The sequence below is a fragment of the Labrenzia sp. THAF191a genome (assembly GCF_009363335.1).
Taxonomy (GTDB): Bacteria; Pseudomonadota; Alphaproteobacteria; order Rhizobiales; family Stappiaceae; genus Roseibium; species Roseibium algicola.
In genome coordinates this window covers 461,093-487,291 of sequence record NZ_CP045333.1, presented here as the reverse complement: position 1 = coordinate 487,291, position 26,199 = coordinate 461,093, and the positions used below count along the sequence as shown (strand labels likewise).

The window sequence follows — 26,199 nt, the reverse complement described above, 5'->3', positions numbered from 1 at the left end:
AATGATAAATTTGAGGAGATGTCCATGCCTCGTGCAATTCTGTGCGTTCTGGACAGTTTCGGTATCGGCGGTGCCGCGGATGCGGAAGCCTTTGGTGACGCCGGGGCCGATACTTTGGGCCACATCGCGGCGCGTTGCGCCGCCGGTGAGGGCGACAAGGACGGTCTGCGCTCCGGCCCCTTGCGCGTTCCCAACATGGATCGGCTCGGTCTGGGCGCCGCAGGGCGTCTGTCCACCGGCAAGGACGTGCCGGGCCTGGATTTCGATGGCGAGCCGGAAGGCCTGTGGGGCTATGCTGCTGAAGTTTCCAACGGCAAGGACACGCCGTCCGGCCATTGGGAAATCGCCGGTGTGCCTGTGCGCTTCGACTGGGGCTATTTTCCGGAAACGATCCCGACCTTCCCGGAAGAACTGATTGCAAAGATCAGCGAGAAGGCAGGTCTCAACGGCATCCTGGGTGACAAACACGCCTCCGGCACGGTGATCATTGCCGAACTTGGCGAAGAGCACATTCGCACGGGCAAGCCGATTTTCTATACGTCGGCGGATTCCGTCATCCAGATCGCCGCCCACGAAGAACACTATGGTTTGGAGAAGCTGTACGAACTTTGCGAGATCGCGCGTGAATTTGCCGATCCCTACAACATCGGCCGGGTGATCGCGCGGCCCTTCGTCGGCGAAACTTCGGACACTTTCCAGCGCACCGCCAACCGGCGTGACTATTCGGTACTGCCGCCGGAACCGACCTTGCTCGACCGGCTGACAGAGGCAGGGCGCACGGTCTATGGCGTCGGCAAGATATCCGACATTTTCGCGCATCAGGGCGTTGCCAGGGTGTTGAAGGGCGCAGGCAACGACCAGCTGTTCGACAAGACGCTGGAGGCCATGGACCAGGCAGCCGATGGCGACCTGATCTTCGCCAACTTCATCGATTTCGACTCCCTCTACGGTCACCGCCGGGATGTTCCGGGATATGCAGCCGCACTGGAGCATTTCGACCGCCGCTTGCCGGAAATGATTGCCAGGATGAAGGACGGTGATCTCCTGATCCTGACGGCCGATCACGGCTGTGATCCGACCTGGCGTGGCACGGACCACACTCGCGAACATGTCCCGGTGATCGCAACCGGCCCGGGTCTCGAAGGCAGAAGCGTCGGTGGTCGCAAGACCTATGCCGATATCGGTGAAAGTATCGCCGAACATCTGGGCATCGCGGTCGGTCCGAACGGCACGAGTTTTCTGTAACCGCATCCGCATTCCGGCAATCCGGTGAATCGGGCACAATAACCGCGGGCCACTCGTCCGTCCTTTCTGCGGAAAGACGGAAATCCGGCCCGCCACACACTCGAATGAGGACCCGCGGGACATGAGCGACGCCATCACGGTACCGAAGGCGGAATTGCATTGTCACATCGAAGGCGCCGCGCCACCGACCCTGGTCAAGCGCCTCGCCGACAAGCGCGGCGAGGATGTTTCGGCCGTCCTCGACGGTAACGGCAAATACATCTGGTCCGACTTCACCACCTTCCTGAAGGCCTATGACGTTGCCAGTTCGGTGTTCAGGACGCCGGCGGACTACGCCCTGCTTGCGGAAACCTATTTCCGCATGCTGGCGGCGGAAGGGGCAATTTACGGCGAGATCTTCATCTCGCCAGACCACGCTCAGGCCGCCGGCCTGTCCTACCGCTCCTATGTCGAGGGACTGGCCGCGGGGATCGAGCGCGCCAAGACAGACACCGCCATCGAAGGCCGGATGATCGCAATCGGCGTCCGCCATTTCGGTTCGGCCTCCGTCGAACGGGTCATCAAGGAAGTGATCGGCAATCCGCATCCTCTGGTCACGGGCTTCGGCCTGGCCGGGGACGAACGCTCCGGCCACCCGGCGAATTTCGCGAAGGCCTTCCGCATGGCGGCGGATGCGGGGCTGGGCACGACGGCCCACGCGGGCGAGTTCGGTGGTCCGGACAGTGTGACCGCGGCACTCGAATTCCTGCGTGTGAAACGTCTTGGCCATGGTGTGCGGGCGATCGAGGACAAGGATCTGGTCAAGCGCCTTGTCGACGAGGAGATCGTGCTGGAGGTCTGCCCCGGGTCGAACATCGCTCTGGGCGTCTACACTCACCTGCGCTTCCACCCGGTCAACATGCTGCGCAAGGAGGGCGTGAAGATCACGCTCAACTCCGACGACCCGCCTTTTTTCGGCACCACGCTCGGCAAGGAATATTCATCGGTCACCGAAACCTTCGGATGGAGTTTCGATGATCAGATGGAAGTCACCCGCACGGCCATCGAAGCCGCCTTCTGTGATGAGCCCACACGCAAAAGGCTCCTTGTACGACTGGAAAGCGCAAAGCAGGCGCCGACGGGTTGAGGCAGGTCTTCTGCATCATGCGGGATGCGCCGCACGCTGAGTGCAAGCCAGATTGGTTTCAGGCGGGGTCGCTTCGTTCACCCTGATGTCAGGTTTAATGACCGGCGCACAGCTTTGCTGTGCTTGTCGGGAATGACGCCGGCCATAGGCGCGGCTGCTTTGCATTGGTTTGGTTCAGCGAGAACTCTTGTGAGCTTTCTCGCCTCTCGCCCTCTCATCCCCAAAACCTCATCCTGAGGAGGACTGACAGGTCCGTCTCGAAGGATGGGCGGCATACTCCGGAACAAGCGGCCCATCCTTCGAGACGCCGCTGAAGAGGCTCCTCAGGATGAGGGGGGAAGGGCGATGAATGCCGAAGGTAATGGCGCCAATCCCCGTCAGATTTCCCCGCCGGTTTCGTCCACTTCCGTGCGCGGATCGAGGCTTACCGTTTCCGGGGTCGTAATCTGCGCGGTCGAGACCGCCATCACGAAATCGGACTTGTCTTCCTGCGGAAGCGAAGCACGCTGACGCATGCGCCAGAGGGCAAAGAGCATCATGGAAAGATGCGCTGCCGCCGTCACCTGGAAGAGTGCGCCCGGATAAGTGAAGGTCATCAAGCCCGAAGCGAGCAACGGTCCAAGCATTGTACCAGCCCCGAAGATAAGCAGAAGACCACCGCTGATCCTGAGAAAGTCACCTGGCTCTGCGTGGTCGCTCGCGTGGGCGACGATCACCGGATACATGGAATAGACCACGCCGCCGAAACCAGCGATCAGAAGAACCGTGAGGGTCGGATCCGTGCCGCCGAAGAATGACAGGGTGGACCCGAAACTCATGGCGGTTACGGCGAGACCGACCAGCACCAGGCGCCGGTCGAGCCTGTCGGAAAGCATGCCGACCGGGATCTGCACCACTGCGCCGGCCAAAAGCGCCAAACTCATCATGATGGCAATCTCCGGTACGTCCAGTCCGATGCGAAGTCCATAAACCGCACCCAAGGTGCCGAAGGACCCGTTTGAAATGCCGACCATGAACACCGCTACGACTGCGATCGGTGAATTGCGCCAGAGTTTTTTCGGGTCCAGCCGCGCCTGTGTCAGGGGCTGGGGCGATGCGGCGGTGGACAGCGCTGTCGGCAGCAGCGACAGCGAGTAGATGATCGAGCCGAGAACGAAGAAGAAGAAGCCGGTCGGATCGCCAAGCGTCAGCAACATCTGGCCGGCGGTCGTCGCCCCCAGATTGATCATCGTATAGATGCCGAAGATCCGCCCGCGCGTTTCGCTGGTAGAGCGTTCGTTCAGCCAACTTTCCACGATCATGGCAGCGCCGGAAAAGCAGAAGCCGGTGATCGCCCGCAGCACGATCCAGACAGCGGCATCCATGAACAGGAGGTTCAGGAGAACCGAGATGCCTGCCAGCGAGGCAAGCGCCCCGAAGGCCCGCACATGACCCACACGCTTCACGATGACCGGCACGGCCAGACAGCCGCTGACATATCCGACTGCCCAGCCGGTGCCGAGCAGACCGAGCGAGGCATCGGAAAAGCCGTTGGCGAGACCGGCGAGCGGCAGCAGGAGGCCGTGAAGGCCGCCGGCGAGCAAAAGCAGTCCGGATCCGACGAGAAGGGCGGCGATTGAGACAACGGCAGACATGAAACTTCCGGTGTGGGGTGGTTGAAAGGCTTGGGTTCAAATCAAACAGATGATGACCAATGACGAACCGGTTTGACAAGGTTATGGTGGGCAGATAGGCGAGGGCAGCGTCTTTTCACACAATCCTTTCCAGATCCGGCGATCTCCATGACCGATACCCAACCAGCCTTGTCCCTGTTCCGGCCGCAGCGTGTTCGGGAAAAAGCCTATGAGCTTTTGAAGCTCGCCACAGATGGCAAACTCGCCCATGTCGAAGCGGTTCCGGACCGGCTCGAGACAGCGCTGGCCACGGTGCTTGAAACTACCCGGGAAAACTATCCGGATTTTCACATTCCACCCTACGGCATCTGGCGGAATTTCGAAGCTGGCGGCATCGACCGCTGGGGTGCGCTGGCAAATGCACGCGGGTTTGAAACCGCCGAAGAAATGCTTGCCGCTGCAGCCGACCTTGCCATCCTCGGTACCTACATGAAAACCCGCCATCCCGAGGGCTGGGTCTTTGAAGACCGGATGACGGACACCAAGGCAACCGGTCAGGAGGCTTCGGCACTGGCCGCCTTTCACATGTTCGCGGCAGGTTCCTTTTCCGGTGAAATGACCGATCCCTACCGCGTCGATGCGCAGACGCTCGTGCAGATGGACCGGATGGAACTCTCCGAAGGCCTGCAGTGGGACGCGAGGGAAGATGACGACCTGCTCGAGGCGATGCAGCGCCATCTGAAACGCTTCGGTGAAGCGCTTGCCTTGCGGCCGGACCTTTTCGGGGAAGGGGACGAGACCCGTCCCGGCCGTCTTGCAGTTCGGATGGCAAAGGAAAGCGATGGTGTGGTTTCGGCAAGGGATCTGCTCGACCGGTTGCTGGAGTCCCTGTGTCCGCTCTGGGACGGTGGTGCCAGCGAAGGAAGCATGGTCTATGGCGACAGCTTCGAGCATTACCAGCGGGGCGCGGTTTCCGAGAGGACTGTTGTGCCGTTCCATCAGGCTGCCCAGGAGATGGTCTATTCACTGATCGAACCTCTTGCCTGGGCCGGGTTTGAAGTCTCCGGACTGGAGGCACTGACGCCGCCGGCCGATCCTGCCCACGCGGCCCTGTTCCTTGACGCCGGTGTCCTGAAAATTCTCGAACCGGACACGGCGCTGTCAGCAGAGGCCGAACGCGACCGGATGGTCGAAATCCGCGCTGTGGCGCTTGCGCTCACCGACAGGCTGGCCGAACTGCTGCGGCACGAGCTCAAGGTTCATCAGGATCAGTTGCCGCTCACCTGCATCCTGGAAGGTGGAACCAGCCGGGCTGGCGGCATTTATTTGCAAGGACACCCGCAGGAAGCGAAAAAACTCGGGCACTTCATGAACCCGGGGTCTGTTTTTTGGTTGCCGTTCGGGGCATAGGTCCCGAACATAAAAAATTATGAGACCGGGCCGGTGTTATGGCCCCATTGAGAAGAGAGGCAGATATGTCCGGAGCCACTGTCATCAGCCACCCGCTGGTTCAGCACAAACTGAGCATCATGCGCGACAAGGGAACGTCTACCCAGGGGTTCCGGCGCCTGCTGCGGGAAATCTCCACGCTGCTCTGCTATGAGGTCACCCGCGACCTGCCGCTCGTCTACCAGACCATCGAGACGCCGCTTGCCGAAATGCAGGCACCGACCCTGGCCGGCAAGAAGCTGGTATTCGCTTCCGTTCTGCGCGCGGGCAACGGACTTCTGGAAGGCATGCTGGATCTGGTTCCGTCCGCGCGCGTGGCGCACATCGGGCTTTACCGCGATCCGCAGACCCTTCAGCCGGTGGAGTATTACTTCAAGGCTCCGGAAGACCTGAACGAGCGTCTGGTGATCGTGGTCGATCCGATGCTGGCCACCGCCAACTCGGCGATTGCAGCGGTTCAGAAGCTCAAGGAGCGCGGAGCCAACAACATCCGCTTCCTCTGCCTGCTCGCAGCACCTGAGGGCGTCAAGAATTTCACCGAGAACCACCCGGACGTGCCGGTCTACACCGCTTCCATCGACGAGAAGCTGAACGAGAAGGGCTATATCGTCCCGGGCCTTGGCGACGCCGGCGACCGCATGTACGGCACGAAGTAACCGGCCGACGGAACAGACGGCTGAAAGCGCGGAGGGAAACTTCCGTGCTTTTTTGTTGCGCTTGGGCGTGCGGTGTCTAACCTTTTGTAAAAAAAGGGAGGCGACATGATTACGGTCTTTGGTTCCATCAATCTGGATCTGGTCGTTGCCGTGCCCCGGTTGCCGACCGCCGGCGAAACGGTGAGCGGTCGCGATCACCAGACATTTCCAGGTGGGAAAGGCGCCAACCAGGCATTGGCTGCCAGGCGGGCAGGGGCCGACGTTCGTTTCATCGGCGCGGTCGGACAGGACAGCTTTGCCGAACTCGCGTTGCTTAATCTGCGCGAAGCCGGCGTCGATCTTTCAGGCGTTCGCACCATGGCCGGGTCGACCGGCCTTGCCCTGATCGGGATCGATCCCGCAGGGGAAAACCAGATCATCGTCGCCAGCGGCACCAATGCCCGTGTCGAAGCTTCCTGGCTGGAAGGCGGTTTTGGGCCCGGTCAGACACTGCTGGTTCAGGGAGAGGTGCCTCTGATCGAGGTGACCGAAGGCGCCAGGCTTGCCCGGGATGCCGCAGGCACGGTCATCTGGAACCCGGCTCCTGTGCCTGAGGGCGACCTGAGTGCCTGTCTGGATTTTGCCGGTACGGTTGTGGTCAATGTGAGCGAGGCGGCAGAAATCGGAGGTCGTCTCGGCATTGCCGGTGACACGGAAACATTCGCGCTGAAACTGGCGGAAGGTGGCCGGAACATCATCGTCACCCTTGGTGCGGACGGTGTTCTCGCACGCACGCCAACCGCGCGCTATCGCTTCGCTTCTCCTGCCGTCAACGCGGTGGATACGACCGGTGCAGGCGATGCCTTTTGTGGCGCCCTGGCTGCCGCTCTCGATCGCAAGACGTCCTTCGAACGCGCCTTGAAGGAAGGTGCCGCCGCCGGTGCGCTTGCCTGCACCGTGACAGGGGCCCAGTCCAGTGCACCGCATCTGGAGGACATTGCCCGGCTGGCCGACACGATTGCCTGATGCTGTTTTACAGGCCGCTAAGGAAACCGTGATATTCAGGGGGCTCACGCAACGTCGAGACCCTGCATGTCGCGCTTTGTCATCATCTTTCTGGCCTGCATGGCAATCGTTCCGCTTGCGGCGTATCTGCTGGAGAACAGGCTTGAGGTGCTGGTGAGCAGCGACCCGGTTGCCGAAGATCAGGACGTGGACGAGGCCGGTGAACGAAGCCACCGAATATCGGCCAACAGGCAGGGGCATTTCGTGGCGGATGCCTATCTGAACGGCCGTGCGGTGGACATGCTGGTCGACACCGGTGCAACCGTCACCGTTTTGCCGGAATCACTTGCCGAGAGCATCGGAATCTTCCTGAATTCGGCCGACTACAAATACGCGATCCAGACGGCAAACGGCACAGTTCGTGGCGCCAGGGCGACCATTGACAATTTGCGCATTGGAAAGATCCGGCTACGCAATGTCGACACACTTGTGTTGAAAGATCAAAGCCTCGGGGAACCCCTGCTCGGCATGTCCGTTCTCAACCAAATGAAGCGGTTTGACATCTCCGATGGCACGCTTGTACTGGTGCAGTGAATTGTCATACCGTGTTTAGGTAATTACCCAGTTCCGTTCTTCTTCCTTGCTTTGAGAGGCATTGATGTTTCCGAAACCGCGTCCGAAATTGGTTCCGAACACTTTTGAATATGAATCCTTTCCAATGGTGAAGCCCACGGGTTTCCGTGAATACGATGCGCGTTGGCTTTTCGAAAAGGAAATCAATCTGATGGGCATGCAGGCGCTCGGTATGGGCATCGGCACGCTCATTCACGAACGTGGCGTACGCCCGGACATCGTGGTGGGGCATGATTTCCGGGGTTATTCCTCCTCCATCAAGATGGCGGTGATCAACGGCCTTCTGGCAGCCGGCATCAACGTGCACGACATTGGCCTGGCCTTGTCGCCGATGGCCTATTTCGCACAGTTCGCGCTCGATGTTCCGGCGGTCGCCATGATCACGGCGTCGCACAACGACAACGGCTGGACCGGCGTCAAGATGGGTATCGACCGCCCGCTGACCTTTGGTCCAGATGAAATGGGCCGTCTGAAGGACATCGTTCTGGAAGCGGCTTTCGACCTGAAGGGCGGCGGCAGCTACCGCTTCGTCGACGGTTTCCCGGATGTCTATTTCAAGGATCTCACCGACCGGGCCAAACTGAAGCGCCCGATAAAGGTGGTCGCGGCATGCGGCAACGGCACTGCCGGCGCCTTCGCGCCGAAGATCCTGGAGGCGATCGGCGCCGAAGTCATTCCGCTTGATGCCGAGCTGGATCACACCTTCCCACGCTATAACCCGAACCCGGAAGACATGAAGATGCTCCATGCGCTTCGTGACAAGGTTCTGGAAGTCGGTGCGGAAGTCGGACTTGGTTTCGATGGCGACGGCGATCGCTGCGGTGTCGTCGACAACGAAGGCGAGGAAATCTTCGCCGACAAGGTCGGCGTGATGCTTGCGCGCGATATCTCCGCGCTTCATCCCGGTGCCCAGTTCGTGGTCGATGTGAAATCCACCGGCCTGTTCCACACGGATCCGGTGCTTAAGGCCAACGGCGCCAAGACCGACTATTTCAAGACCGGTCATTCCTATATCAAGCGCCGTGTCACCGAACTGAATGCCATGGTCGGGTTCGAGAAATCCGGCCACTATTTCTTCAACAAGCCGATTGGCCGCGGGTATGATGACGGGCTCGTTTCGGCCATTGCCATCCTCGACATGCTTGACCGTAACCCGGACAAGACGATGGCAGACCTGCGCCGGGATCTTCCCAAGACCTGGGGGTCGCCAACCATGGCTCCCAAGTGCGACGACGAAATCAAGTACGACGTCGTCGACCGGGTTGTCGCCCGTTTCCAGGATATGAAAGCCAAGGGCGAAACGGTTGCCGGACAGTCGATCACCGACCTGATCACCGTCAACGGCGTTCGCGTCGTCAGTGAAGACGGAACCTGGGGCCTTGTGCGTGCCTCCTCCAACAAGCCGGAGCTGGTGGTCGTGGTCGAGAGCCCGGTTTCGGAAGACCGGCTCCACGCCATGTTCAAGGCTGTTGACGGCGTTCTGCGCGAAAACTCGGAAGTGGGCGACTACAACCAGACGCTCTGACCACTTGACCGATTGACGAAAGGCGGCGGATAGTTCCGCCGCCTTTTGCGCATCCTGCCGCCTTCTCGCCGGAGATTTTCATGATCAAGGAATTTGGGGTTCTGCCAGACGGGACCGTTGTCCAGGAAATTACGCTGGCAAAAGGGTCTCTGGCTGCCTCCATACTCACCCTGGGAGGCATCATCCGCGACCTCAAGGTCGATGGTGAGACGGTGGTGCTGGGTTTTGACGATCTCCAGAGCTATCTGGATCATTCGCCCTATTTCGGCGTGATTGCCGGGCGCTGCGCCAACCGGATCGGCGGCGGCCGGATGACGATAGACGGGGTCACCTATCAACTCGACCAGAACGAACGCGGTATCAACCACCTTCACGGTGGCTCGCTCGGCTTCTCCAGCAGGGTCTGGCAGGTAGAGCAGCACGACAAGGCCAGCGTCCTGCTGAAGCTTGTCTCCGAAGACGGCGACATGGGGTATCCGGGCCGGGTGGAAGTGCTTGCCCGCTACACGTTGACCGGCACCGGTGCGCTGCGTTTGAAAATCACCGCAACCACCGACAAGACGACGCCGGTCAATCTGACCCAGCACGCCTATTTCAATCTGGATGGCAGCAGCAATATTCTGGACCATACGCTGGAAATTGCTGCCGAGACCTATCTGCCCGTGGACGAGGCGCTGATCCCGACCGGCGAGATACGCAACGTGGCCTGGACGCCATACGACTTCCGCGACGGGCGCAAGCTGCGGCGCAAGGCGGGTGAGGAGAACGTGGTCTTCGATCACAACTTCTGCCTAGCGGATGCACCACGCGAGGGCGTGGAATTCGCTGCTGCCCTCGAAGATGGTTCCGGTGACCGCCGCATGGAAGTCTGGACGAGCGAACCCGGCCTGCAGCTTTATGATGCGCAGCGGATCTCGGTGACGGTTCCCGGGCTGGACGGCCGGCACTACGGGGCCCATGCCGGGCTGTGCCTTGAAGCGCAGCGATGGCCGGACAGCGTCAATCACGACGGGTTCACACCGGTTTTGTTACAGCCCTCAGAGACTTATACTCATGTTACGGAATTCCGTTTTTCCTGAAATGGGTTACATTAGCGCTGCTGTGTGAGACAACAGGGGACTTGGGGGCAACTCGTGAAGACGGTTTTTTCAAACACCCAGCTCGCGCATGCACCGGCGCAGGAAATATCAGACGGCGAACTGAAGCCTGCTGTCGAGATCCCGAGCCGCGCCGAAATCGTGCTCAAGACCGTGCGGGAGCGCAATGTCGGTGAAATCGTCGCGCCGGAGGAATTTCCCGTCCGTCCGCTGCACCGGGTGCACGCCCCCGAATACGTTTCGTTTCTGGAAAGCTTCTGGGAAAAATGGACGGCCGCAGGGCGGTCGCGCGAAGCCTTTCCCTTTGTCTGGCCCATCCGCAGCCTGCGTCAGGATGTTCAGGTCGAACATATCGACGGCCTGCTCGGACGGTACTCGATGGATGCCGGTACGCCGCTCGGCGAAAACACCTACAAGGCGGCTCGGGCGTCCGCCGACACGGCCCTGACTGCGGCCCGCCTGCTTCTCGATGGCGAGAAATCGGCTTTCGCGCTTTGCCGGCCACCGGGACACCACGCGGGCTATGACTTCTTCGGTGGATACTGCTTCTTCAACAACGCTGCTGTCGCGGCCCAGTATCTTCGGGACTACGGACTGCATCGCATCGCGATCCTGGATGTCGACTACCACCATGGCAATGGCACCCAGGCGCTGTTCTATGACCGGCCGGACATCCTGTTCCTGTCGATCCATGCCGACCCTAAACACGAATATCCCTATTTTCTCGGGTTTGCCGACGAGACCGGTGAACATGCCGGTACCGGGTTCACCCGTAACTGGCCTTTGCCGCTCGGCACCGATTGGGACAGCTACACACCGGCACTCGAGGAAGCCTGCCGTTGGCTGCTGGTTTACAAGCCGGAAGCGTTGATCGTCTCGCTTGGCATGGATTGCTACGAGAACGATCCGATCTCCGGCTTCAAGTTCAAGAGCGAAGACTACATCCGGCTTGGCCAGAGGCTCGCCAAGGTCGGCGTTCCGACCATCTTCCTGATGGAAGGCGGCTATGCGGTCGACGCACTGGGCACCAATTGCGTCAATGTGCTTGAAGGCTTCGAGGGATAAGACCTCTTCGCCAGGACTTGGGTGCAACGGATCCTGAGAGACGGCCTTGCCGCCTCCCCGATATTGGTCGCTTCCTCACGGCAATTACCCGTTCAGCAGACCAAGCTGTTTCAGTTCCGCGCGCAGACCCTCAGCCCCCTTGAAGTGATGGGCTGACATGCCGGCTTCTCGGGCGGCCTCGACATTGCGCTCGCTGTCATCGATGAAAAGGCATTGCGCGGCGGTCAGTCCGTTTCGCTCCAGCAGGATTTCGTAGATGCGCAGGCCGGGTTTGATCTCCTTTTCAGCGCCGGAGACGACGATGTCGCGGAAGCTGGTCTTCAGAAACGGAAACCGTTCCTGGGCCTGGGCAAACTTGTCTTCTGAAAAATTGGTAATTGCATAAACGGGCGTCCCCTGGGCCTTAAGCTCTGCAAGCATGTCAGGCGTGCCGGGAATTTCGCCGGGCACCATGTCGTGCCAACGATCGCTGTAGGCGGCAATAAGCTCGGCCTTGTCCGGATGCTGGCGGGACAGAACATCGACGGCTTCCGCCCAGGGCCGGCCAAGATCCTGCTGCAGGTTCCACTCCATCGTGCAGACCGTCGCCAGGAAGTCTTCGCGTGCGCCCTCATCGGGAATGAGCTCGCGATAGAGATATTCGGGATTCCATTCGATCAGGACATTCCCTATATCGAAGACGACGGTCGTGATAGCATCGTTCATGTGGCCGATCCGGTTTTCTGGCGGAAGTTGTTCAAAAGGCGAGATAAAATTTTGCAAGTTTCATCAGAAGGTTATGTCGGCAATATGGCACTTGTAAATCTCCTGTTCCGCTGGCTGGCCCCCATTCTCGCGGCAGTCTTTCTCACCGCTGCCACCGCCAGTGCACAGGATCCGGAATCCATGCCCGATCGGCTGCGCCTCGGTGTTGTAGTCGCGGCAGATGAAGGGGCTCGCGACCGGGTGGAGCCTTTCCGCCTCGCTCTTGAGGAAATCGCCGACCTGCCGGTGGACCTCTTTCTGATGGATACCATGGCCGATGCTGTCGAGGCGCTTGCTTCCGGAAAGATCGACTATGCTCGCCTTTCACCATCCGCTTATGCTGCCGTGCATCAGCTCTGCAGTTGCGTTGAGCCGTTGGTCACCGCCGCTCCGGATGATTTTCCGGCGCGCTTTTATGCCATTCTGATCGCGAAGCGCGGCGCAGAGCAGGGTACCCTGGCAGACCTCAAGGGGAAGCGCCTTGCTGTCGGTGGCACCAACGCCGTAACCGGTTATCGTGTTCCGCTCGCCAATCTGGCGGCTGACGGTGTCGACGCGCGCGCGCATTTCAGCGCCCTTGTTGAGGTGAAGGACCCTGTTGAGGGCCTCCGCGCCGTTCTGGCCGGCCGGGTCGATGCGACCCTTGGCTGGTCGACATTGGCGGGGGAGGCAAAGAACGGCTATACGGCCGGAACGCTCAATGATTTTTATGTTTCAGGAGAACGCGGTTTCAAGGATCTGGAAATCGTCTGGCGCTCGCCGCCGATCCCCTATTCCGCTCACAGTGTGCGCAAGGATCTGCCTGACGCGTTGAAACGGCGTCTCAGGGCCGGATTGATGGACATGCGCCGGGAAGCACCCGACGCCTATCTGGCCATAGAACCGGACCTGCCGGGTGGTTTCGAGCCTGTGGTGCATGCCGACTACCGGCCGGTGTTGCGCACCTACGAGGACGATTACGCCGCGCTGCTGGATCCCGCAGGCCGCTGAAGGAACCCTGCAGCGCTTGAATGATCGTCAGGCACCAGCGGCGGCGCTGCCCAGAAGCCTCTCGGTGTGGCGCCGGATCATTGCCTCTTCGTCGGTCGGAATGACCAGTACGTTGATGCTGGAGGTTTCGGTGGAGATCGTCTCCGCGCCTGCCTCGTTCCTGACCGGGTCGATTTCAAGACCGAGCCATTCCTGACCGGCACAGACCTTCTCACGGACAAGGGCCGCGTTCTCGCCGATCCCACCGGTAAAGGCCACGGTATCGAGACCGCTCAGAACGGCGGCCATGCCACCGAGTTCCCGCCGGATGCGGAAGACGAAATAATCGATGGCTTCGGCCGCTTTCGGATCGTCGCTCTGCGTCAAGGTGCGCATGTCCTGGCTGATGCCGGAAAGCCCCTTGAGCCCGGACTGCTTGTACAGCAGGTCGGAGACCGCATCGGCGCTCATGCCCTTTGTCGTCAGCAGATACAGCACCACGCCGGGATCGAGCTGGCCGCAGCGCGTGCCCATCGGCAAGCCGTCAAGTGCGGTGAAACCCATCGTCGAGCCGATGCTCTGGCCTTCTCGAATGGCGCACATGGAAGCGCCGTTGCCGAGGTGGGCGACGACTAACCGGCCTGCATAGATCTCCGGATGAGTCTGCTTCAGATAGGAGCATATGTACTCGTAGGACAGGCCGTGAAAGCCGTAGCGGCGTACACCTTCGTCATAGAGAGGCCGGGGCAGGGCGAAGGTATCGTTGACCCATGGGTGGCTGCGATGGAAGGCGGTATCGAAACAGGCGACCTGCATGGCCTCGGGAAAGGCTTCCCGGGCCGCAGTGATCCCTGCCAGATTATGCGGCTGATGCAGGGGCGCAAGCGGTTCAAGCGCCTTTAGGTCCTCAAGGATCTCAGCCGTCAGGCGAACCGGTTCGGTGTGGGTGACGCCGCCGTGGACGACCCGATGACCTACTGCATCGACACTGCGTCCGCCAAGTTCCTGTTCCAGAACCGGCAGGAGCGCTGCGAGAGAAGCCCCGTGGCTTCTGCCTTCGTCCGCAGAGAGTTGCCGGTCCACCTTAGTGTCGGAAACCCGTGAGGCAAGGGAGATGTGCGGCTGGGCACCCAGTCCGGAAATCTGCCCCTTGAGTTGAACAGTGTCACCCGAATAGAGGGTGAACTTGATCGAGGATGAGCCCGAATTAAGGACAAGAATGACCGGATCCATGGTTACTCGCCGTCCCGGTCGAGGATGCCTGCCGGATTGCCGGTTGCCTGCCAGTGCATGTAAAGCAGGGCGAGGGCACAGGAGGCGAGGCGGGCCCGGCTGTCGTCGGCTCTGCTCGTCAGCATGATGGGGACCTTCGCTCCGATCACCAGCCCGGCCGCTTCCGCGTGGGCGATAAAGGTCAATTCCTTCGCGAGCATGTTGCCCGATTCCAGGTTCGGTACGATCAGGACCTCTGCATGTCCGGCAACCAGCGAGGTGATGCCCTTGGTCCGGGCTGCCTGCACATCGACCGCATTGTCCATTGCCAGGGGACCGTCGACGATCGCACCGGTGATCTGGCCACGTTCGGCCATCTTGGAAAGAACCGCCGCATCGAGACTGGACGGGATCGCCGGGTTTACGGTTTCGATGGCGGACAGGACGCCGACGCGCGGCATTTCCAGGCCGAGAGACAGGGCGGCGTCAATGGCATTCTGGGTGATGTCGACCTTGGTGTTGAGGTCGGGCGTGATGTTGATTGCAGCATCCGAAATGAGGACCGGGGTTTTGCGGCCCGGGATGTCCATCACGAAGACGTGGCTGATACGCCGCTTGGTTCTGAGCCCGCCATCGCGTTTGACCACGTGGTGCAGAAGATGGTCGGTGTGAAGGTGGCCCTTCATCACGGCCTTGACCCGGCCTTCATGGACCAGTGCAACGGCACGGCCGGCCGCTTCCATTTCATCTTCGATATCGATCAGCTCATACGGACCGAGATCTTCATCAAGTTCTTTGGCTGCAGCTTCAATCCGGCTTTTCGCGCCAATCAGAATCGGCATGATCAACCCCTCGCGGGCGGCCATCAAGGCACCTTCCAGAGAGTTGGGGTCATCTGGCGCAGCCACCGCGGTCGGCAAGGCGGGCAGGGTCTTTGCCAGTTCGATCATCCGGTTGAAGTGCCGATGGCGCTGCACCAGGATCGCTGGAATGTCGCTGGAATCGAATTCGATAAGCTCTGTCGGCGCGGCGACTTCGGCAACGCCTTCAACAAGGCGGGTACCGTCTCCCCGTGTTACCGACATGTCGAACAGGACAATGTTGTCCGGACGTTTTTCGGTTGCCGTAACCCTGACATGCAGTTTGTCGCCGACCGCAGCTCCACCCAGGAAGCGGAACGACTGCGCCTTGTAGATCGTGCCGGGTCCGGGAAGAATGTTGCCGAGCACCGCGGAGGCAAGCCCCCCGACCCACATGGCCGGTGCTACCGGTTTGTCGACCAGGCCATCGCCGGTCCAGTCCGTGTCGGGCAGATGTATCGGATTGTGATTGCCGGAAGCGTGCGCGAAAACCAGAAGGTCGTTGGAGGAGCATTCGCGGACGATTTCTGCGGTATCGCCGACCTTGATCTGATCGTAAGTCTTGTTTGTCGCCATCGGTTCAAAAATCCCATACTTAAAAGTGCATATTGCGACGCAGCATTCCGGAGCAGATTAGCCGGAATGTGCGACGTTACAAATACGGGAGTTAGCGTAGGCGCGTGGCCGGCCGATTGAAACGGGATCAGGTAACGTGAAACAGACACGTTCTGGCGCCGCAGTTCCCGTTTCCAAGACGTTGCGGGTTTATCTTCAGCAAGCCGGGCACTTGACGGTATCGGTCAATCGCGGGCGCAGATAATAGGTATCGCTCAGGTCGATCGAGGACGCCCTGGAAAAATACTCGGTAAAAAGACCGGAGAACGTCGGCACATAGTTCAGGTTGGCCTGCGTCACGACGATGGAAGTGTTCGCTGCGGCCACCGTGGCAGGCAGTTCGATCGGCGGTGTGGATCCTTCCGCCCACGGGCTGCCGCCCTTGGACGAATAGCTCCAGTCGACAGCGGGATCACCGTCCTCGTCGAAGGTTACACTGGCGACAATCGTTTCCAGATTGGTATCCGGATAAGGATCCAGGATCTTTCCACCCAGAGCCATCATGGCGCTCAGGTCGGCAGGGGTAATGGTTTGCGCCTGGGCCACAAGGTCGGCGACCGAGTTGGCTATGCGGCTGACCTTGCGGTCATAGTTCAAGGTGCCGGTGACCTCTTCCATGCCGATCAGCAGGATCAGCAGAAAAGGCAGGATCATCGAAAACTCGATTGCGGACACGGCACGCTTGTCGGCGTGGAAGCTCCTCAGGCCGGCAAGCCGACGCCGGAAGTGGCCGAAATGACGAGGCATCTTAGTTCCAGGGTTCATTTCGAAACACCAATGTAGAAGTGAGATAGCGTTCGCTGCCATGATCGGCGAGATTGAGCGACAGAAGCGACGTGATCATGGGCCACCTGTAGATGACGTTGACCACGACGATCTCGCCCGCACCGGCGTCTTCGTAGTTGGACTCTTCCTTCAGGTTGCCGTCTTCATCGTAAAGACTTTCGCCGGCAGATTTGGCCAAGGCGAAAGCATCGACCTTGTCGACGTCGACCACCAGGCGGTCCAGTGAACAGAGAAAGTCCGGCAGGTTACCGCAAATCCGGGTCTTGAAGGTGGCAGCATCATAACCGCCATCATGTGCCTGGCCGGTGCGGATTTCACGGGACGCATTGATCACGGCATTGTCGACCATCCGGTTTACGAAATGGGACAGGCCCACCTCGATGATCCCGAAAACGACTGTAAAGAAGGGCAGGGCGATCAGTGCGAATTCGACGGCTGTAGCGCCACTGTCGTTCTTGCCGAAGGACGCACGCCCTCTTTTCCGTCTCGAGACGAGGAGCCGTTTCAACAAGCGCATTCGGTGACTACTCCGTTAGGGGACCCGTTACTGCTGCCCGCCGGCTGCCTTGGTCGCCAGATCATTGCGTGCGCTTGCCTGATCTGCGGTTTCCTTGAAGGCTTCAATCGAGTCCCCGAGGCGCAGTACCGGTTCGCATGCCGGATTGCAGGACAGCGATTCCCGCGAGGCCTTCCTGTATACGGAGACGACGTCATCATCCGACGCCTTCACCGTAATGACTTCGTCGACGATCGGCTTGTTGTCACCATCCAGGATCACGAGGTTTGTTGTGCCGTAGCTCTTGCCGGTAATGACGACGGTGTTCTGATCGAACATCGCGACATCCGCGATAAAGGGGTTACCGACAATAACCGCTGCGGCGCCGTCCTCGATCCGAAAGACCTTGGCGCGATCGACCGTAACAAGCACAGGGCCGTCCTGTGCGACCGCAACGGTCGCGCCAAAGACAACGGCGAAAAGGCTTGTCCATCTGATTAGCTGCGCAAACATGCCTATGGATACTCCAATTGTGCATTTCCATAGAAGATCATGCGTCAAACGTGGTGAACGATCTGCTAACGACCCGGCGAAGGAAGTGTAAATGGATGTTCTTTTGCTTTTTCAGGGACGATTCTATGTTTGTTTTGTCTTTATTCGTGGGGGCGTGGATATTCTTCGCCCTCGGTAAAATTTCTGAGGCGGGAAGAAAAATAGAAGTTCGGGGAATTAGCGTATAAGGCTGATCAATCCCAAAATAAAATCTAAGAAACAAACTGGACAAATCGTACAAGTGTGTAGATAATTCTATATGAGATTGAAATACACGTGTTTATATTAAAGTTTTTTGATCGTATTAACGGATTTTTATCTATACGTCTTGTTAACTATAGTGATAATTGCCAGCATTCTTTTTGGCTGGGATGGTAAATTTAACTGCTTGGAAAGCTCTCTGTCCTAGGGTGAGCCTATGTCCAATCGGACACAAAAGATCCGACGGACTTGAAGCTGTCAATTCAGTGGTACTTGGAGCAAAACACATGAAATCTCTTATCAACCGTTTCGTAAAAGACGAATCTGGCGCAACTGCAATCGAATACGGCCTCATCGCTGGCCTGCTGTCCATCGTCATCATCGGCGCACTGGCAGCAACCGGTACGTCCCTGAGCGCGATCTTCACCCGCATTCAGACACAGCTCGGCGTTGCAGCTACCGACATCGCTTCCTAAGCGTCGTCTGGCGGCACAAGCTGCCAAACAGGTTGAACAAGAACGGGCGGGTTTTCCGCCCGTTTTTTGTTCTGCCGGGCCGTATTTCCGCGAAATGTTAACCTCTGCCCCCTAGCCTTGAGGGATCAGGTTCTCAACGAGACGAATGTTCCATGGTTCAGGCCGCAATTCTCGTCATTTTTCCGATGCTGGTCGCCTTCGGTGGCGCATCCGATTTGCTGACAATGACTATCCAGAACCGGGTTTCCCTGCTGCTGATTGCAGGATTTGCCATCCTGGCGGTCGCGACAGGCTTGCCGTTGCAAGCCTGGGGAATGCATGCACTCGCCTTTGCGGTCGTTTTTGCCCCTTGTTTCCTGTTCTTCGCGTTCGGATGGATGGGCGGAGGCGATGTCAAATTCATCAGTGCCATCGCGCTCTGGATTGGTTTTTCGCACGAACTGCTGATGTTCGTTCTCTTTGTTGCTGTCTACGGCATGTTTCTGACACTGGGGCTTTTGGCCTTACGGCAGAATGCGGTGGTGCCTTCCGTGCTTTATCGGCAGGAATGGTTCGCTCGTCTGCATGACAGCAAAAGCGGCATCCCCTATGGCATCGCAATCGCGATTGCCGGTCTTCAGGTATATTCCTCCACTTATTGGTTCGACCTCATTCGTTGAGGTCTTGTCCTGATGGGCTTTGGCAGGCGGGTCGAATCGCGCCTGGCCGATGACCCGTGGGTGTTCGATTCCCGGTATGGATCATCACTTTGAGGTGAGCCATTTGCCCCTGGTTGGCAAATGCTAGCCGGCGAACGGATTTTTCTGCTTCAGGGCGCCGTTATCCAATTTGTCTGCCCGCGTTTCTGACAAGCAAAAACAGTGTCTTTGAAGCTGTGAGACGGTGTTGTAGCTCAGTATTCGTTGCAGAATGCATCAATTTAATAAAGTGTTCAGTAAAGTTAACGAATATTAACCGAAAACATCCATATCTGATTAACCATGTTTTGACCAATTACCCCTCATCCTAGTCGGGAACAGCGCATGTGCGCATTGGAATATTGGGTTTTGGTCATGAAAATCGCGCGAATTTTCGTCCTGGCAATTGCTGTAGCGGCAGGCATCATCGCCTTCCGCATGGTCATGATGTCGGGCAACAAGCCAGCAGAGCCTCAGATCGTACAGGCACCTGCCGCCGAGCAGACCAAAACGCAGGTTTTGGTTGCCCAAAGGGATATTCCGCTCGGTGCCAAACTCACGGCGGACGACATGAGCTGGGCGAAATGGCCAGAAGATGCCGTTCCCTATGGAGCCGTGACGAAAGAGGCCTCGCCTCTGGCCAACGAGGAATATGAAGGCCGAATCGCCCGGGCACCGATTTTTGCCGGTGAGCCTGTTCGCCCCGAGCGTCTTATTAATACTGACAAGGGCTTCATGGCGGCGATCCTGCCCAAAGGCAAACGCGCAATCGCCGTCAGCGTGGAAGCGGAAACAACGGCAGGCGGTTTCATTCTGCCGGGCGACAAGGTCGACCTGATCCTGACCCGCAAGTCGGATACGGGCGCTCTCAGCGAAACGATCCTGGAAAACATCCGCGTCCTGGCAATCGACAGCACGACCGCAGGCGAGCAGGACCAGAAGAACCTGTCACCAAAGCGCACGGCCACGCTGGAACTGACCCTGCCTCAGTCCGAGGTGGTCGCTCAGTCGCAGCAGATCGGCACGATCGCGCTTGCCTTGCGCAGTGCCCAGGATTCCGCCGATGACGCGGACGATGAGGGCGGTCGCCGCCGAGGTGTCAGCTACGTGAAATATGGCGTGACGAGCCAGGCAGGTGCGCAATGAGCCCGGTTGAAAACAGAACGTCCAGCAAGAGGGGCGCGATGAAAAACTATCTTCACAAGCTGGCTGCCACGGCTGTTTTGCTCGGAGGGCTGATGGGAGCCTCGGCTCCGGCAGCGCAGGCGGAAGGCAACTTCCCGAGCCAGGTCCATATCGCCGCCGGCGAACGGGCAACGGGCCGCATCCTGAACGTCGGCGTCGGCCGGTCGGTGGTGGTCAATCTCGCGGAAGACGCAGCCGATGTGCTGGTGTCCAACCCGGAGATTGCGGATGCCGTCCTCAGAACACCGCGCCGCATCTTCGTGATCGGCAACACCGCGGGTCAGTCTCGACTGGTTCTGTTCAGTCGCAGCGGCCGGGAGCTGGCCAGCTTCGACGTCCGTGTCGAAAAGGATACATCCGATATTACCCGGATCATCCGGAAGCTGATTCCCGGTTCCAACATTTCTGCTGAATCGATCAACGGCAGTGTTGTGCTCAGCGGAACGACCAAAAGCACGCTGGAAGCCCAGCAGGCAGCGGATATCGCGGCGAAGTTTCAAGGTGCCAAGGGCGCAAGCGAAGTCATCAATCTGATTTCCGTCGCCGGCAAGGATCAGGTTCACCTGAAGGTCACGGTCGCGGAAGTCGAGCGCTCGATCATCAAGCAGCTCGGGGTTCAGTTCCAGGGCACGATCGGCGTTGGCAATTTCACGCCGTTCATGTCCAGCCTTCCGAACTTCACCGTGAACCCTTCCATCGTGAACCAGGCAGTTGGCGGTACGCAGCTGTCTGCGGGAGCGACGAGCATCACCGCACAGGTGGAAGCCCTGCAGCGTGAAGGCGTCATCCGGACACTGGCTGAGCCGACCCTGACGGCGATTTCCGGCGAAAACGCAAGTTTCCTCGCAGGTGGTGAATTTCCGATCCCGATTTCCCAGCAGGACGGCGAGATCAGCGTCGAGTTCAAGAAGTTCGGTGTCGGTCTCGACTTTACGCCCGTGGTTCTGTCCGAAGGTCGGATCAGTCTGCGTGTAAAGACCGAGGTCAGCGAACTGAGCAACGATGGCGCGGTCTCCGCAGGTGGGATCACCATTTCCGCCCTGAAGGTGCGCCGTGCGGAATCAACCATGGAACTGCCGTCCGGCGGCACGCTGGTGATGGCCGGCCTTCTGCAGGAATCCTATCAGCAGGCGATCGAAGGTGTCCCGGGTCTGATGCAGATCCCGATCCTGGGTGCGCTGTTCAAGAGCCGCGACTTCCTGCGTGAGCAGACGGAACTGGCGGTCTTCGTGACGCCTTACGTAGTTCAGCCGGTTGCGGTCAGCAAGCTGCAGCGCCCGGACAAGAACCTGATGGCGCCGTCGGATGCCGAGACGATTTTCCTGAACCGGCTGAACAAGATCTACAACCCGACCGGAGCCGCCGCCGAAGGCATCTATCACGGTCAGGTTGGCTTTATCTACAAGTGAGAACGGACGGATGAACATGTCAAACACGGTCCGCAGCAAGACGCTCTCGCAAACCGCACTTGTGGTCTTTGGGTGCCTGATCGCAGCCGGATGCCAGAACCAGTCGCAGAGCCAGCTTCTGGCATCTCACGACTACAGGCTGATGCACCCGATCGTGATCACCGAAGAGCCGGAAACGCTGGATCTCCCTGTTGGACGCAACACGCGTAACATCAACGGGCCGATCGAAAGCACCATTGCCGCCTTCGGCCAGCAGTCCCGGCAAAAGGGCGACGGATCGGTCGAGATCCTGGTGCCGTCTGGAGGGGCCAACGAGGCAGCGGTTCATTCGATCACGCCGAAGATCCGTCAGGCATTGCAGCGCGGTGGCGTTTCAAGGAACAGGATCAGCACCCGAACCTACTCGGTGGGTGATCCTGGTGCGGATGCACCGATCCGCCTGTCCTATGCGCGCATGCAGGCAACTGCGGGCGAGTGCGGGGCCTGGCCGAAGAACATCGGCGGGGGCTTCGGCGAAAACATCAACTACGAGAACTTCGGATGTGCCAGCCAGGCGAACCTGGCGGCGATGGTCGACAATCCGTCCGACCTGATCACGCCGCGAGCATCCGATCCTTCCGATCAGGGCCGGCGTGCTGTGGTCATAGAAAAATACCGGAAGGGCGAAGTCACCGCGGGTGACTTCACCGAAGGTGTCGGCGCCGAAGTTGCCGAGGACTAGGGGATAGCTATGAGTGCCAACCCAGACTTGAAAGATATGTCCGGCTACATGGATCCCATTTCCGAGCCTGCGGATCACAACTATGCGGGCAGCGACGATGGTCTCCATATCGGCTCCATCCCGCGCATCACGGTGCACGGCTTCTGCCTGACCGACGCCACCATGCGCGTGGCCGAGGCCGCCATGGAAGACCGGCGCATGGCAAAGGCGCACCTGAAGCTGGACATGGGCGGTATTCCGGCGGCGATCGAAACCTTCGAACAGGCTCCGACACCAAACCTGATCATCGTTGAGACGTCCGGCAGGCGGGAAGACCTTTTGTCGAGCCTCGATCATTTGGCGGAATACTGCGATGCCGGTACAAAGGTGATCGTCATCGGCGATGTCAACGATGTCATGCTCTATCGCGATCTGATTTCCCGCGGCGTCAGCGAGTATTTGATCACGCCTGTCAGCGTGTTCCAGCTGATCGGCTCAATTGCCAACCTATATGCCGATCCCGAGGCTGAGCCGCTTGGCCGCACCATCGCGTTCTTCGGCGTAAAGGGGGGCTGCGGTGCTTCGACAATCGCTCACAACGGGGGCTGGGCACTTGGCCGCGTGTTCCAAAGTGAGGTCGTGGTGGCAGATCTGGATCTGCCATTCGGCACGGCCGGGCTGGATTACAATCAGGATCCTCTCCAGGGCGTTTTCGAGGCCGTGTCTTCTCCGGAGCGGCTGGACGAAACGTATCTCGATCGCATCCTGTCCAAATGCAATGAGCACTTGAGCCTGCTGGCCGCACCGGCAACGCTCGAACGAACCTACGACTACAGCGAGAAGTCCTTCGACCTGCTGGTCGAGACAATGCGCGCCGGGGTGCCGAGCGTCGTGCTTGACGTGCCGCATTCCTGGAATGCCTGGGTCAAGAACACATTGCTTGGCGTCGACGAGATAGTGCTTGTCGCAGAGCCGGACCTTGCCAACCTGCGCAATGCCAAGAACGTTGTCGACATGTTGAAGCAGCTGCGGCCGAACGACCGCCCGCCTCATCTCATCATGAACAAGGTCAACGTTCCCAAACGCCCCGAGATCAAGCCGGAAGAATTTGCCGGAGCACTTGGCCTGTCGGTTCACGCGATAATCCCGTTCGAACCGCAGCTGTTTGGAACGGCAGCCAACAACGGACAGATGATTGGTGAGATTGACGGCAAGCACGCGATTGCGCGCGTGTTCGACGACCTGGCACACACCATCTCCGGCAAGGCCCAGCCCGTCAGGGCGTCCAGGTCGAGCCTCGGTGGTTTGCTTTCGAAACTGAAGCGGAAGGCCGGCTAGGCCGGCCTGAGAGCGGAGCAGATAGTTCGTTATGTTTGGTAGACGTGGCAGCTCATCGTCTGGACCCCAGACCCTTCGGCCAGGTGGCATACCCGGGTTGCAGGACACGCCTGCGCCGGCGGAACAGGCTAAACAGCCGGAACAACCGGCGCCGCAGAAGATCCAGACCGAGCCTTCCCAGCCGGCGGCCGCGCCGACACCTCCACCACCGCCTCCGCCGCCCGAGCCTCAGCCGGCTGCCCCGGCAGCGCGGAAAAAGAACAGCGAATATTACGAAACCAAGGCCCAGATCTTCAATGCGCTGGTCGAGGCGATCGACCTGTCACAGCTGGCTCGTCTCGATGCCGAAGATGCTCGCGACGAGATCCGCGATGTCGTGAATGACATCATCGCGCTTAAAAACGTGGTGATGTCCATTTCAGAGCAGGAAGACCTGCTGGAAGACATCTGCAACGACGTACTTGGTTATGGTCCGCTTGAGCCTCTGCTGGCTCGCGACGACATCGCCGACATCATGGTCAATGGCGCGCACACGGTCTATATCGAAACCTCCGGCAAGGTTGAGCAGACCGGTGTGACGTTCCGCGACAACGCGCAGTTGATGAACATCTGCCAGCGCATCGTGAGCCAGGTCGGCCGCCGCGTTGATGACAGCAGCCCGATCTGTGACGCCCGTCTTCCCGACGGCTCCCGTGTCAACGTTATCGCGCCACCGCTCGCCATCGACGGGCCGGCCCTCACCATTCGTAAGTTCAAACGCGACAAGCTGACACTTGACCAGTTGACCAAGTTCGGTTCGATCACGCCGGAAGGGGCGACGATCCTGCAGATCATCGGCCGTTCACGCTGTAACGTGCTGATTTCCGGCGGTACCGGTTCGGGCAAGACGACGCTGCTCAACTGTCTGACTGCCTATATCGAGAGCACCGAACGCATCATTACCTGCGAAGATTCGGCCGAATTGCAGCTGCAGCAGCCGCATGTGGTGCGCCTGGAGACGCGTCCGCCCAACCTGGAAGGGGAAGGCGAGATCACCATGCGCGATCTCGTCAAGAACTGCCTGCGTATGCGTCCTGAGCGGATCATCGTGGGCGAAGTGCGTGGCCCGGAGGCATTCGATCTCCTGCAGGCCATGAACACCGGTCACGACGGCTCCATGGGAACCCTGCACGCCAACTCCCCGCGTGAAGCCCTGTCCCGTCTGGAATCCATGATCACCATGGGCGGCTTCTCGCTTCCGTCCAGAACCCTGCGCGAGATGATCGTCTCGTCAATCGATGTGGTGGTTCAGGCGGCACGTCTTCGCGACGGTTCCCGCCGCATCACCCATGTGACGGAAGTAATGGGCATGGAAGGCGACATCATCACCACCCAGGATGTCTTCCTCTACGACATTGTCGGCGAAGACCCGAACGGCAAGATCATCGGCCGCCACCGCTCTACCGGAATCGGTCGTCCGAAATTCTGGGAGCGCGCAAGATACTTTGGCGAAGAAGCCCGTCTGGCACAGGCACTGGATGCTGCCGAGATGCCTGAATATGTAGCTGATTGAGGACCCCATGTCCGGACTTGAAGAGTTTCTCACGCCTGAAATCACCGGCCTGGCCGTCGCCGCCCTGGTGATGCTTGCCGTTGGCGGCATCATCTACAGCCTGTTTCAGCCTGCTCTGTCCGGCTCCAAGCGGCGCGATCAGCGCGTGAACGCGGTCGCAGCGCGGCCCCAGAGCGAAAATCAGCGCAAGGCCCTTCGTGATGTCGACCGGCGCAAACGGTCTATTCAGGATCAGCTGAAGGAATTCGAGGTACGGCAGAAGGCCAAACAGGACAAGCAGCAGAAGGTCTCGCTGAAGGTCAAGATCGAGCAGGCCGGCCTGGCCTGGGAGACCCATCATTTCGTGATCTTCAGTATCGTTGCCGGTCTGGTCTTCCTGATCCTTGGATTGATTTTCAGCGGAAATCTGCTCATTGCGGCAGCCTTCGGTTTCGCCGGCACGCTGGGTTTTCCTCGCTGGTACGTTTCCAGCAAGCGCAAGCGCCGCTTCAACGCGTTTCTCGACGAGTTGCCGAACGGCGTCGACATCATCGTGCGCGGCGTCAAGGCCGGTCTGCCGCTCAGCGACTGCATCAAGGTGGTTGCCCGCGAAGCCCGCGAACCTGTCGCGACCGAGTTCCGCAAGATCACCGAAACCCAGATCATGGGGATTTCGCTTGCCGAAGCGGTCGGCAAGTTGCCCGAACGAGTTCCGCTGGCAGAAGCCAACTTCTTTGCCATCGTGGTTGCCATTCAGCAGAAGGCAGGTGGTGGCCTCGCCGAAGCATTGAACAACCTGTCCAAGGTGCTGCGCGGCCGCAAGGCCATGAAGCGCAAGATCAAGGCACTCAGCGCAGAAGCGAAATCCTCCGCCGGGATCATTGGTTCATTACCGTTTTTCGTCGGCGGGATCATGTACCTCATTTCGCCGAGCTACATTCTGGTCCTGTTCGAAACCACAGCCGGAAACATCATCATCGCTGGCTGCCTGTTCTGGATGTTCTGCGGCATCATGGTGATGCGCGCGATGATCAACTTCGACTTCTAGGAGACGA

At 59.4% G+C, this 26,199-nt stretch carries 25 protein-coding genes; 18 read left to right on the top strand and 7 right to left on the bottom strand.

Going from position 1 to position 26,199, the window contains the following annotated elements; genetic code table 11:
- Positions 1 to 24: 24 nt before the first annotated feature.
- Together FIV05_RS02265 and FIV05_RS02260 are read left to right on the top strand one after the other, a co-directional pair.
- On the top strand, positions 25 to 1,245 hold the full coding sequence (locus FIV05_RS02265) for a phosphopentomutase (protein ID WP_152508525.1): 1,221 nt from the start codon (positions 25 to 27) through the stop codon (positions 1,243 to 1,245).
- A 121-nt stretch (positions 1,246 to 1,366) separates the two neighbouring features.
- A complete protein-coding gene (locus tag FIV05_RS02260; protein WP_022999734.1) occupies positions 1,367 to 2,371 on the top strand; it encodes an adenosine deaminase in 1,005 nt (334 codons plus the stop codon).
- 377 nt (positions 2,372 to 2,748) lie between these two features.
- Here the strand turns inward: FIV05_RS02260 and FIV05_RS02255 are convergent, their stop codons facing one another.
- Complete coding sequence (locus tag FIV05_RS02255) at positions 2,749 to 4,005, bottom strand: MFS transporter (protein WP_152508524.1); 1,257 nt, start codon at positions 4,003 to 4,005, stop codon at positions 2,749 to 2,751.
- A gap of 147 nt (positions 4,006 to 4,152) precedes the next feature.
- Between FIV05_RS02255 and FIV05_RS02250 the strand changes: the two genes are divergently transcribed.
- From FIV05_RS02250 to FIV05_RS02220, 7 genes are all read left to right on the top strand, one after another.
- On the top strand, positions 4,153 to 5,394 hold the full coding sequence (locus FIV05_RS02250) for a DUF1688 family protein (protein ID WP_152508523.1): 1,242 nt from the start codon (positions 4,153 to 4,155) through the stop codon (positions 5,392 to 5,394).
- A gap of 65 nt (positions 5,395 to 5,459) precedes the next feature.
- Complete coding sequence (gene upp / locus FIV05_RS02245) at positions 5,460 to 6,089, top strand: uracil phosphoribosyltransferase (RefSeq protein ID WP_022999737.1); 630 nt, start codon at positions 5,460 to 5,462, stop codon at positions 6,087 to 6,089.
- A gap of 105 nt (positions 6,090 to 6,194) precedes the next feature.
- Positions 6,195 to 7,094 carry a ribokinase gene (locus FIV05_RS02240; RefSeq protein ID WP_152508522.1) on the top strand — a complete coding sequence of 300 codons (900 nt, stop codon included), beginning with the start codon at positions 6,195 to 6,197 and terminating at the stop codon, positions 7,092 to 7,094.
- Positions 7,095 to 7,160: 66 nt separating this feature from the next.
- A complete protein-coding gene (locus tag FIV05_RS02235; RefSeq protein ID WP_077290880.1) occupies positions 7,161 to 7,667 on the top strand; it encodes a TIGR02281 family clan AA aspartic protease in 507 nt (168 codons plus the stop codon).
- 64 nt (positions 7,668 to 7,731) lie between these two features.
- Positions 7,732 to 9,231, top strand: a complete 1,500-nt coding sequence (locus FIV05_RS02230) for a phosphomannomutase/phosphoglucomutase (protein WP_062490529.1) — start codon at positions 7,732 to 7,734, stop codon at positions 9,229 to 9,231.
- An 80-nt stretch (positions 9,232 to 9,311) separates the two neighbouring features.
- Positions 9,312 to 10,310, top strand: coding sequence for an aldose epimerase family protein (locus tag FIV05_RS02225; RefSeq protein ID WP_152508521.1), 999 nt, complete (start codon positions 9,312 to 9,314; stop codon positions 10,308 to 10,310).
- 54 nt (positions 10,311 to 10,364) lie between these two features.
- Entirely contained in the window at positions 10,365 to 11,393 is a 1,029-nt protein-coding gene (locus tag FIV05_RS02220; protein WP_022999743.1) for a histone deacetylase family protein, read from the top strand.
- Between the two features lie 84 nt (positions 11,394 to 11,477).
- Here the strand turns inward: FIV05_RS02220 and FIV05_RS02215 are convergent, their stop codons facing one another.
- The gene (locus FIV05_RS02215; RefSeq protein WP_152508520.1) at positions 11,478 to 12,098 is read right to left on the bottom strand and encodes an HAD family phosphatase; all 621 of its coding nucleotides are present in this window, start codon (positions 12,096 to 12,098) and stop codon (positions 11,478 to 11,480) included.
- A gap of 84 nt (positions 12,099 to 12,182) precedes the next feature.
- On the opposite strand from FIV05_RS02215, the gene phnD reads away from it, so the two are divergent.
- The gene (phnD, locus tag FIV05_RS02210; protein WP_209009832.1) at positions 12,183 to 13,127 is read left to right on the top strand and encodes a phosphate/phosphite/phosphonate ABC transporter substrate-binding protein; all 945 of its coding nucleotides are present in this window, start codon (positions 12,183 to 12,185) and stop codon (positions 13,125 to 13,127) included.
- Positions 13,128 to 13,154: 27 nt separating this feature from the next.
- Here phnD and FIV05_RS02205 read toward each other — a convergent pair whose 3' ends face one another.
- From FIV05_RS02205 to FIV05_RS02185, 5 genes are all read right to left on the bottom strand, one after another.
- Positions 13,155 to 14,339 (bottom strand): acetate/propionate family kinase, encoded by a 1,185-nt coding sequence (locus FIV05_RS02205; protein ID WP_152508518.1) that lies wholly within the window; start codon positions 14,337 to 14,339, stop codon positions 13,155 to 13,157.
- Positions 14,340 to 14,341: 2 nt separating this feature from the next.
- Complete coding sequence (locus FIV05_RS02200) at positions 14,342 to 15,754, bottom strand: bifunctional enoyl-CoA hydratase/phosphate acetyltransferase (protein WP_077290874.1); 1,413 nt, start codon at positions 15,752 to 15,754, stop codon at positions 14,342 to 14,344.
- A 195-nt stretch (positions 15,755 to 15,949) separates the two neighbouring features.
- Positions 15,950 to 16,540, bottom strand: a complete 591-nt coding sequence (locus FIV05_RS02195) for a hypothetical protein (RefSeq protein ID WP_208993400.1) — start codon at positions 16,538 to 16,540, stop codon at positions 15,950 to 15,952.
- Position 16,541: 1 nt separating this feature from the next.
- On the bottom strand, positions 16,542 to 17,096 hold the full coding sequence (locus FIV05_RS02190) for a TadE/TadG family type IV pilus assembly protein (protein ID WP_031268901.1): 555 nt from the start codon (positions 17,094 to 17,096) through the stop codon (positions 16,542 to 16,544).
- A gap of 27 nt (positions 17,097 to 17,123) precedes the next feature.
- Positions 17,124 to 17,588, bottom strand: coding sequence for a pilus assembly protein N-terminal domain-containing protein (locus FIV05_RS02185; protein ID WP_077290873.1), 465 nt, complete (start codon positions 17,586 to 17,588; stop codon positions 17,124 to 17,126).
- Between the two features lie 527 nt (positions 17,589 to 18,115).
- On the opposite strand from FIV05_RS02185, the gene FIV05_RS02180 reads away from it, so the two are divergent.
- The 8 genes from FIV05_RS02180 to FIV05_RS02145 all read left to right on the top strand — a co-directional run bounded on the left by FIV05_RS02180 (position 18,116) and on the right by FIV05_RS02145 (position 26,192).
- The gene (locus tag FIV05_RS02180) at positions 18,116 to 18,304 is read left to right on the top strand and encodes a Flp family type IVb pilin (protein ID WP_022999751.1); all 189 of its coding nucleotides are present in this window, start codon (positions 18,116 to 18,118) and stop codon (positions 18,302 to 18,304) included.
- 152 nt (positions 18,305 to 18,456) lie between these two features.
- The gene (locus FIV05_RS02175) at positions 18,457 to 18,963 is read left to right on the top strand and encodes a prepilin peptidase (RefSeq protein WP_022999752.1); all 507 of its coding nucleotides are present in this window, start codon (positions 18,457 to 18,459) and stop codon (positions 18,961 to 18,963) included.
- A 393-nt stretch (positions 18,964 to 19,356) separates the two neighbouring features.
- The gene (cpaB, locus tag FIV05_RS02170; RefSeq protein ID WP_152508517.1) at positions 19,357 to 20,127 is read left to right on the top strand and encodes a Flp pilus assembly protein CpaB; all 771 of its coding nucleotides are present in this window, start codon (positions 19,357 to 19,359) and stop codon (positions 20,125 to 20,127) included.
- A 38-nt stretch (positions 20,128 to 20,165) separates the two neighbouring features.
- A complete protein-coding gene (locus tag FIV05_RS02165) occupies positions 20,166 to 21,575 on the top strand; it encodes a type II and III secretion system protein family protein (RefSeq protein WP_209009831.1) in 1,410 nt (469 codons plus the stop codon).
- Positions 21,576 to 21,591: 16 nt separating this feature from the next.
- Positions 21,592 to 22,296, top strand: coding sequence for a CpaD family pilus assembly protein (locus tag FIV05_RS02160; RefSeq protein ID WP_209009450.1), 705 nt, complete (start codon positions 21,592 to 21,594; stop codon positions 22,294 to 22,296).
- Positions 22,297 to 22,305: 9 nt separating this feature from the next.
- Entirely contained in the window at positions 22,306 to 23,613 is a 1,308-nt protein-coding gene (locus FIV05_RS02155; protein WP_286202251.1) for a CpaE family protein, read from the top strand.
- Positions 23,614 to 23,644: 31 nt separating this feature from the next.
- A complete protein-coding gene (locus FIV05_RS02150) occupies positions 23,645 to 25,165 on the top strand; it encodes a CpaF family protein (RefSeq protein WP_055657464.1) in 1,521 nt (506 codons plus the stop codon).
- Between the two features lie 7 nt (positions 25,166 to 25,172).
- Positions 25,173 to 26,192: a type II secretion system F family protein gene (locus FIV05_RS02145; RefSeq protein ID WP_152508515.1), complete on the top strand. Its 1,020-nt coding sequence runs from the start codon at positions 25,173 to 25,175 to the stop codon at positions 26,190 to 26,192.
- Positions 26,193 to 26,199: the final 7 nt, after the last annotated feature.

Excerpts from the sequence above, each read along its gene's own strand:
- upp (WP_022999737.1), top strand. The coding sequence starts at position 5,460 with ATGTCCGGAGCCACTGTCATCAGCCACCCGCTGGTTCAGCACAAACTG.
- FIV05_RS02155 (WP_286202251.1), top strand. The coding sequence starts at position 22,306 with ATGAGTGCCAACCCAGACTTGAAAGATATGTCCGGCTACATGGATCCC.
- FIV05_RS02150 (WP_055657464.1), top strand. The coding sequence starts at position 23,645 with ATGTTTGGTAGACGTGGCAGCTCATCGTCTGGACCCCAGACCCTTCGG.
- FIV05_RS02265 (WP_152508525.1), top strand. The coding sequence starts at position 25 with ATGCCTCGTGCAATTCTGTGCGTTCTGGACAGTTTCGGTATCGGCGGT.
- FIV05_RS02185 (WP_077290873.1), bottom strand. The coding sequence starts at position 17,588 with ATGTTTGCGCAGCTAATCAGATGGACAAGCCTTTTCGCCGTTGTCTTT.
- FIV05_RS02200 (WP_077290874.1), bottom strand. The coding sequence starts at position 15,754 with ATGGCGACAAACAAGACTTACGATCAGATCAAGGTCGGCGATACCGCA.
- FIV05_RS02255 (WP_152508524.1), bottom strand. The coding sequence starts at position 4,005 with ATGTCTGCCGTTGTCTCAATCGCCGCCCTTCTCGTCGGATCCGGACTG.
- FIV05_RS02165 (WP_209009831.1), top strand. The coding sequence starts at position 20,166 with ATGAAAAACTATCTTCACAAGCTGGCTGCCACGGCTGTTTTGCTCGGA.
- FIV05_RS02195 (WP_208993400.1), bottom strand. The coding sequence starts at position 16,540 with ATGCCTCGTCATTTCGGCCACTTCCGGCGTCGGCTTGCCGGCCTGAGG.
- FIV05_RS02190 (WP_031268901.1), bottom strand. The coding sequence starts at position 17,096 with ATGCGCTTGTTGAAACGGCTCCTCGTCTCGAGACGGAAAAGAGGGCGT.
- FIV05_RS02145 (WP_152508515.1), top strand. The coding sequence starts at position 25,173 with ATGTCCGGACTTGAAGAGTTTCTCACGCCTGAAATCACCGGCCTGGCC.
- FIV05_RS02160 (WP_209009450.1), top strand. The coding sequence starts at position 21,592 with ATGTCAAACACGGTCCGCAGCAAGACGCTCTCGCAAACCGCACTTGTG.
- FIV05_RS02175 (WP_022999752.1), top strand. The coding sequence starts at position 18,457 with ATGGTTCAGGCCGCAATTCTCGTCATTTTTCCGATGCTGGTCGCCTTC.
- FIV05_RS02260 (WP_022999734.1), top strand. The coding sequence starts at position 1,367 with ATGAGCGACGCCATCACGGTACCGAAGGCGGAATTGCATTGTCACATC.
- FIV05_RS02180 (WP_022999751.1), top strand. The coding sequence starts at position 18,116 with ATGAAATCTCTTATCAACCGTTTCGTAAAAGACGAATCTGGCGCAACT.
- FIV05_RS02215 (WP_152508520.1), bottom strand. The coding sequence starts at position 12,098 with ATGAACGATGCTATCACGACCGTCGTCTTCGATATAGGGAATGTCCTG.
- FIV05_RS02250 (WP_152508523.1), top strand. The coding sequence starts at position 4,153 with ATGACCGATACCCAACCAGCCTTGTCCCTGTTCCGGCCGCAGCGTGTT.
- FIV05_RS02205 (WP_152508518.1), bottom strand. The coding sequence starts at position 14,339 with ATGGATCCGGTCATTCTTGTCCTTAATTCGGGCTCATCCTCGATCAAG.
- FIV05_RS02240 (WP_152508522.1), top strand. The coding sequence starts at position 6,195 with ATGATTACGGTCTTTGGTTCCATCAATCTGGATCTGGTCGTTGCCGTG.
- cpaB (WP_152508517.1), top strand. The coding sequence starts at position 19,357 with ATGAAAATCGCGCGAATTTTCGTCCTGGCAATTGCTGTAGCGGCAGGC.
- FIV05_RS02235 (WP_077290880.1), top strand. The coding sequence starts at position 7,161 with ATGTCGCGCTTTGTCATCATCTTTCTGGCCTGCATGGCAATCGTTCCG.
- FIV05_RS02225 (WP_152508521.1), top strand. The coding sequence starts at position 9,312 with ATGATCAAGGAATTTGGGGTTCTGCCAGACGGGACCGTTGTCCAGGAA.
- FIV05_RS02230 (WP_062490529.1), top strand. The coding sequence starts at position 7,732 with ATGTTTCCGAAACCGCGTCCGAAATTGGTTCCGAACACTTTTGAATAT.
- phnD (WP_209009832.1), top strand. The coding sequence starts at position 12,183 with ATGGCACTTGTAAATCTCCTGTTCCGCTGGCTGGCCCCCATTCTCGCG.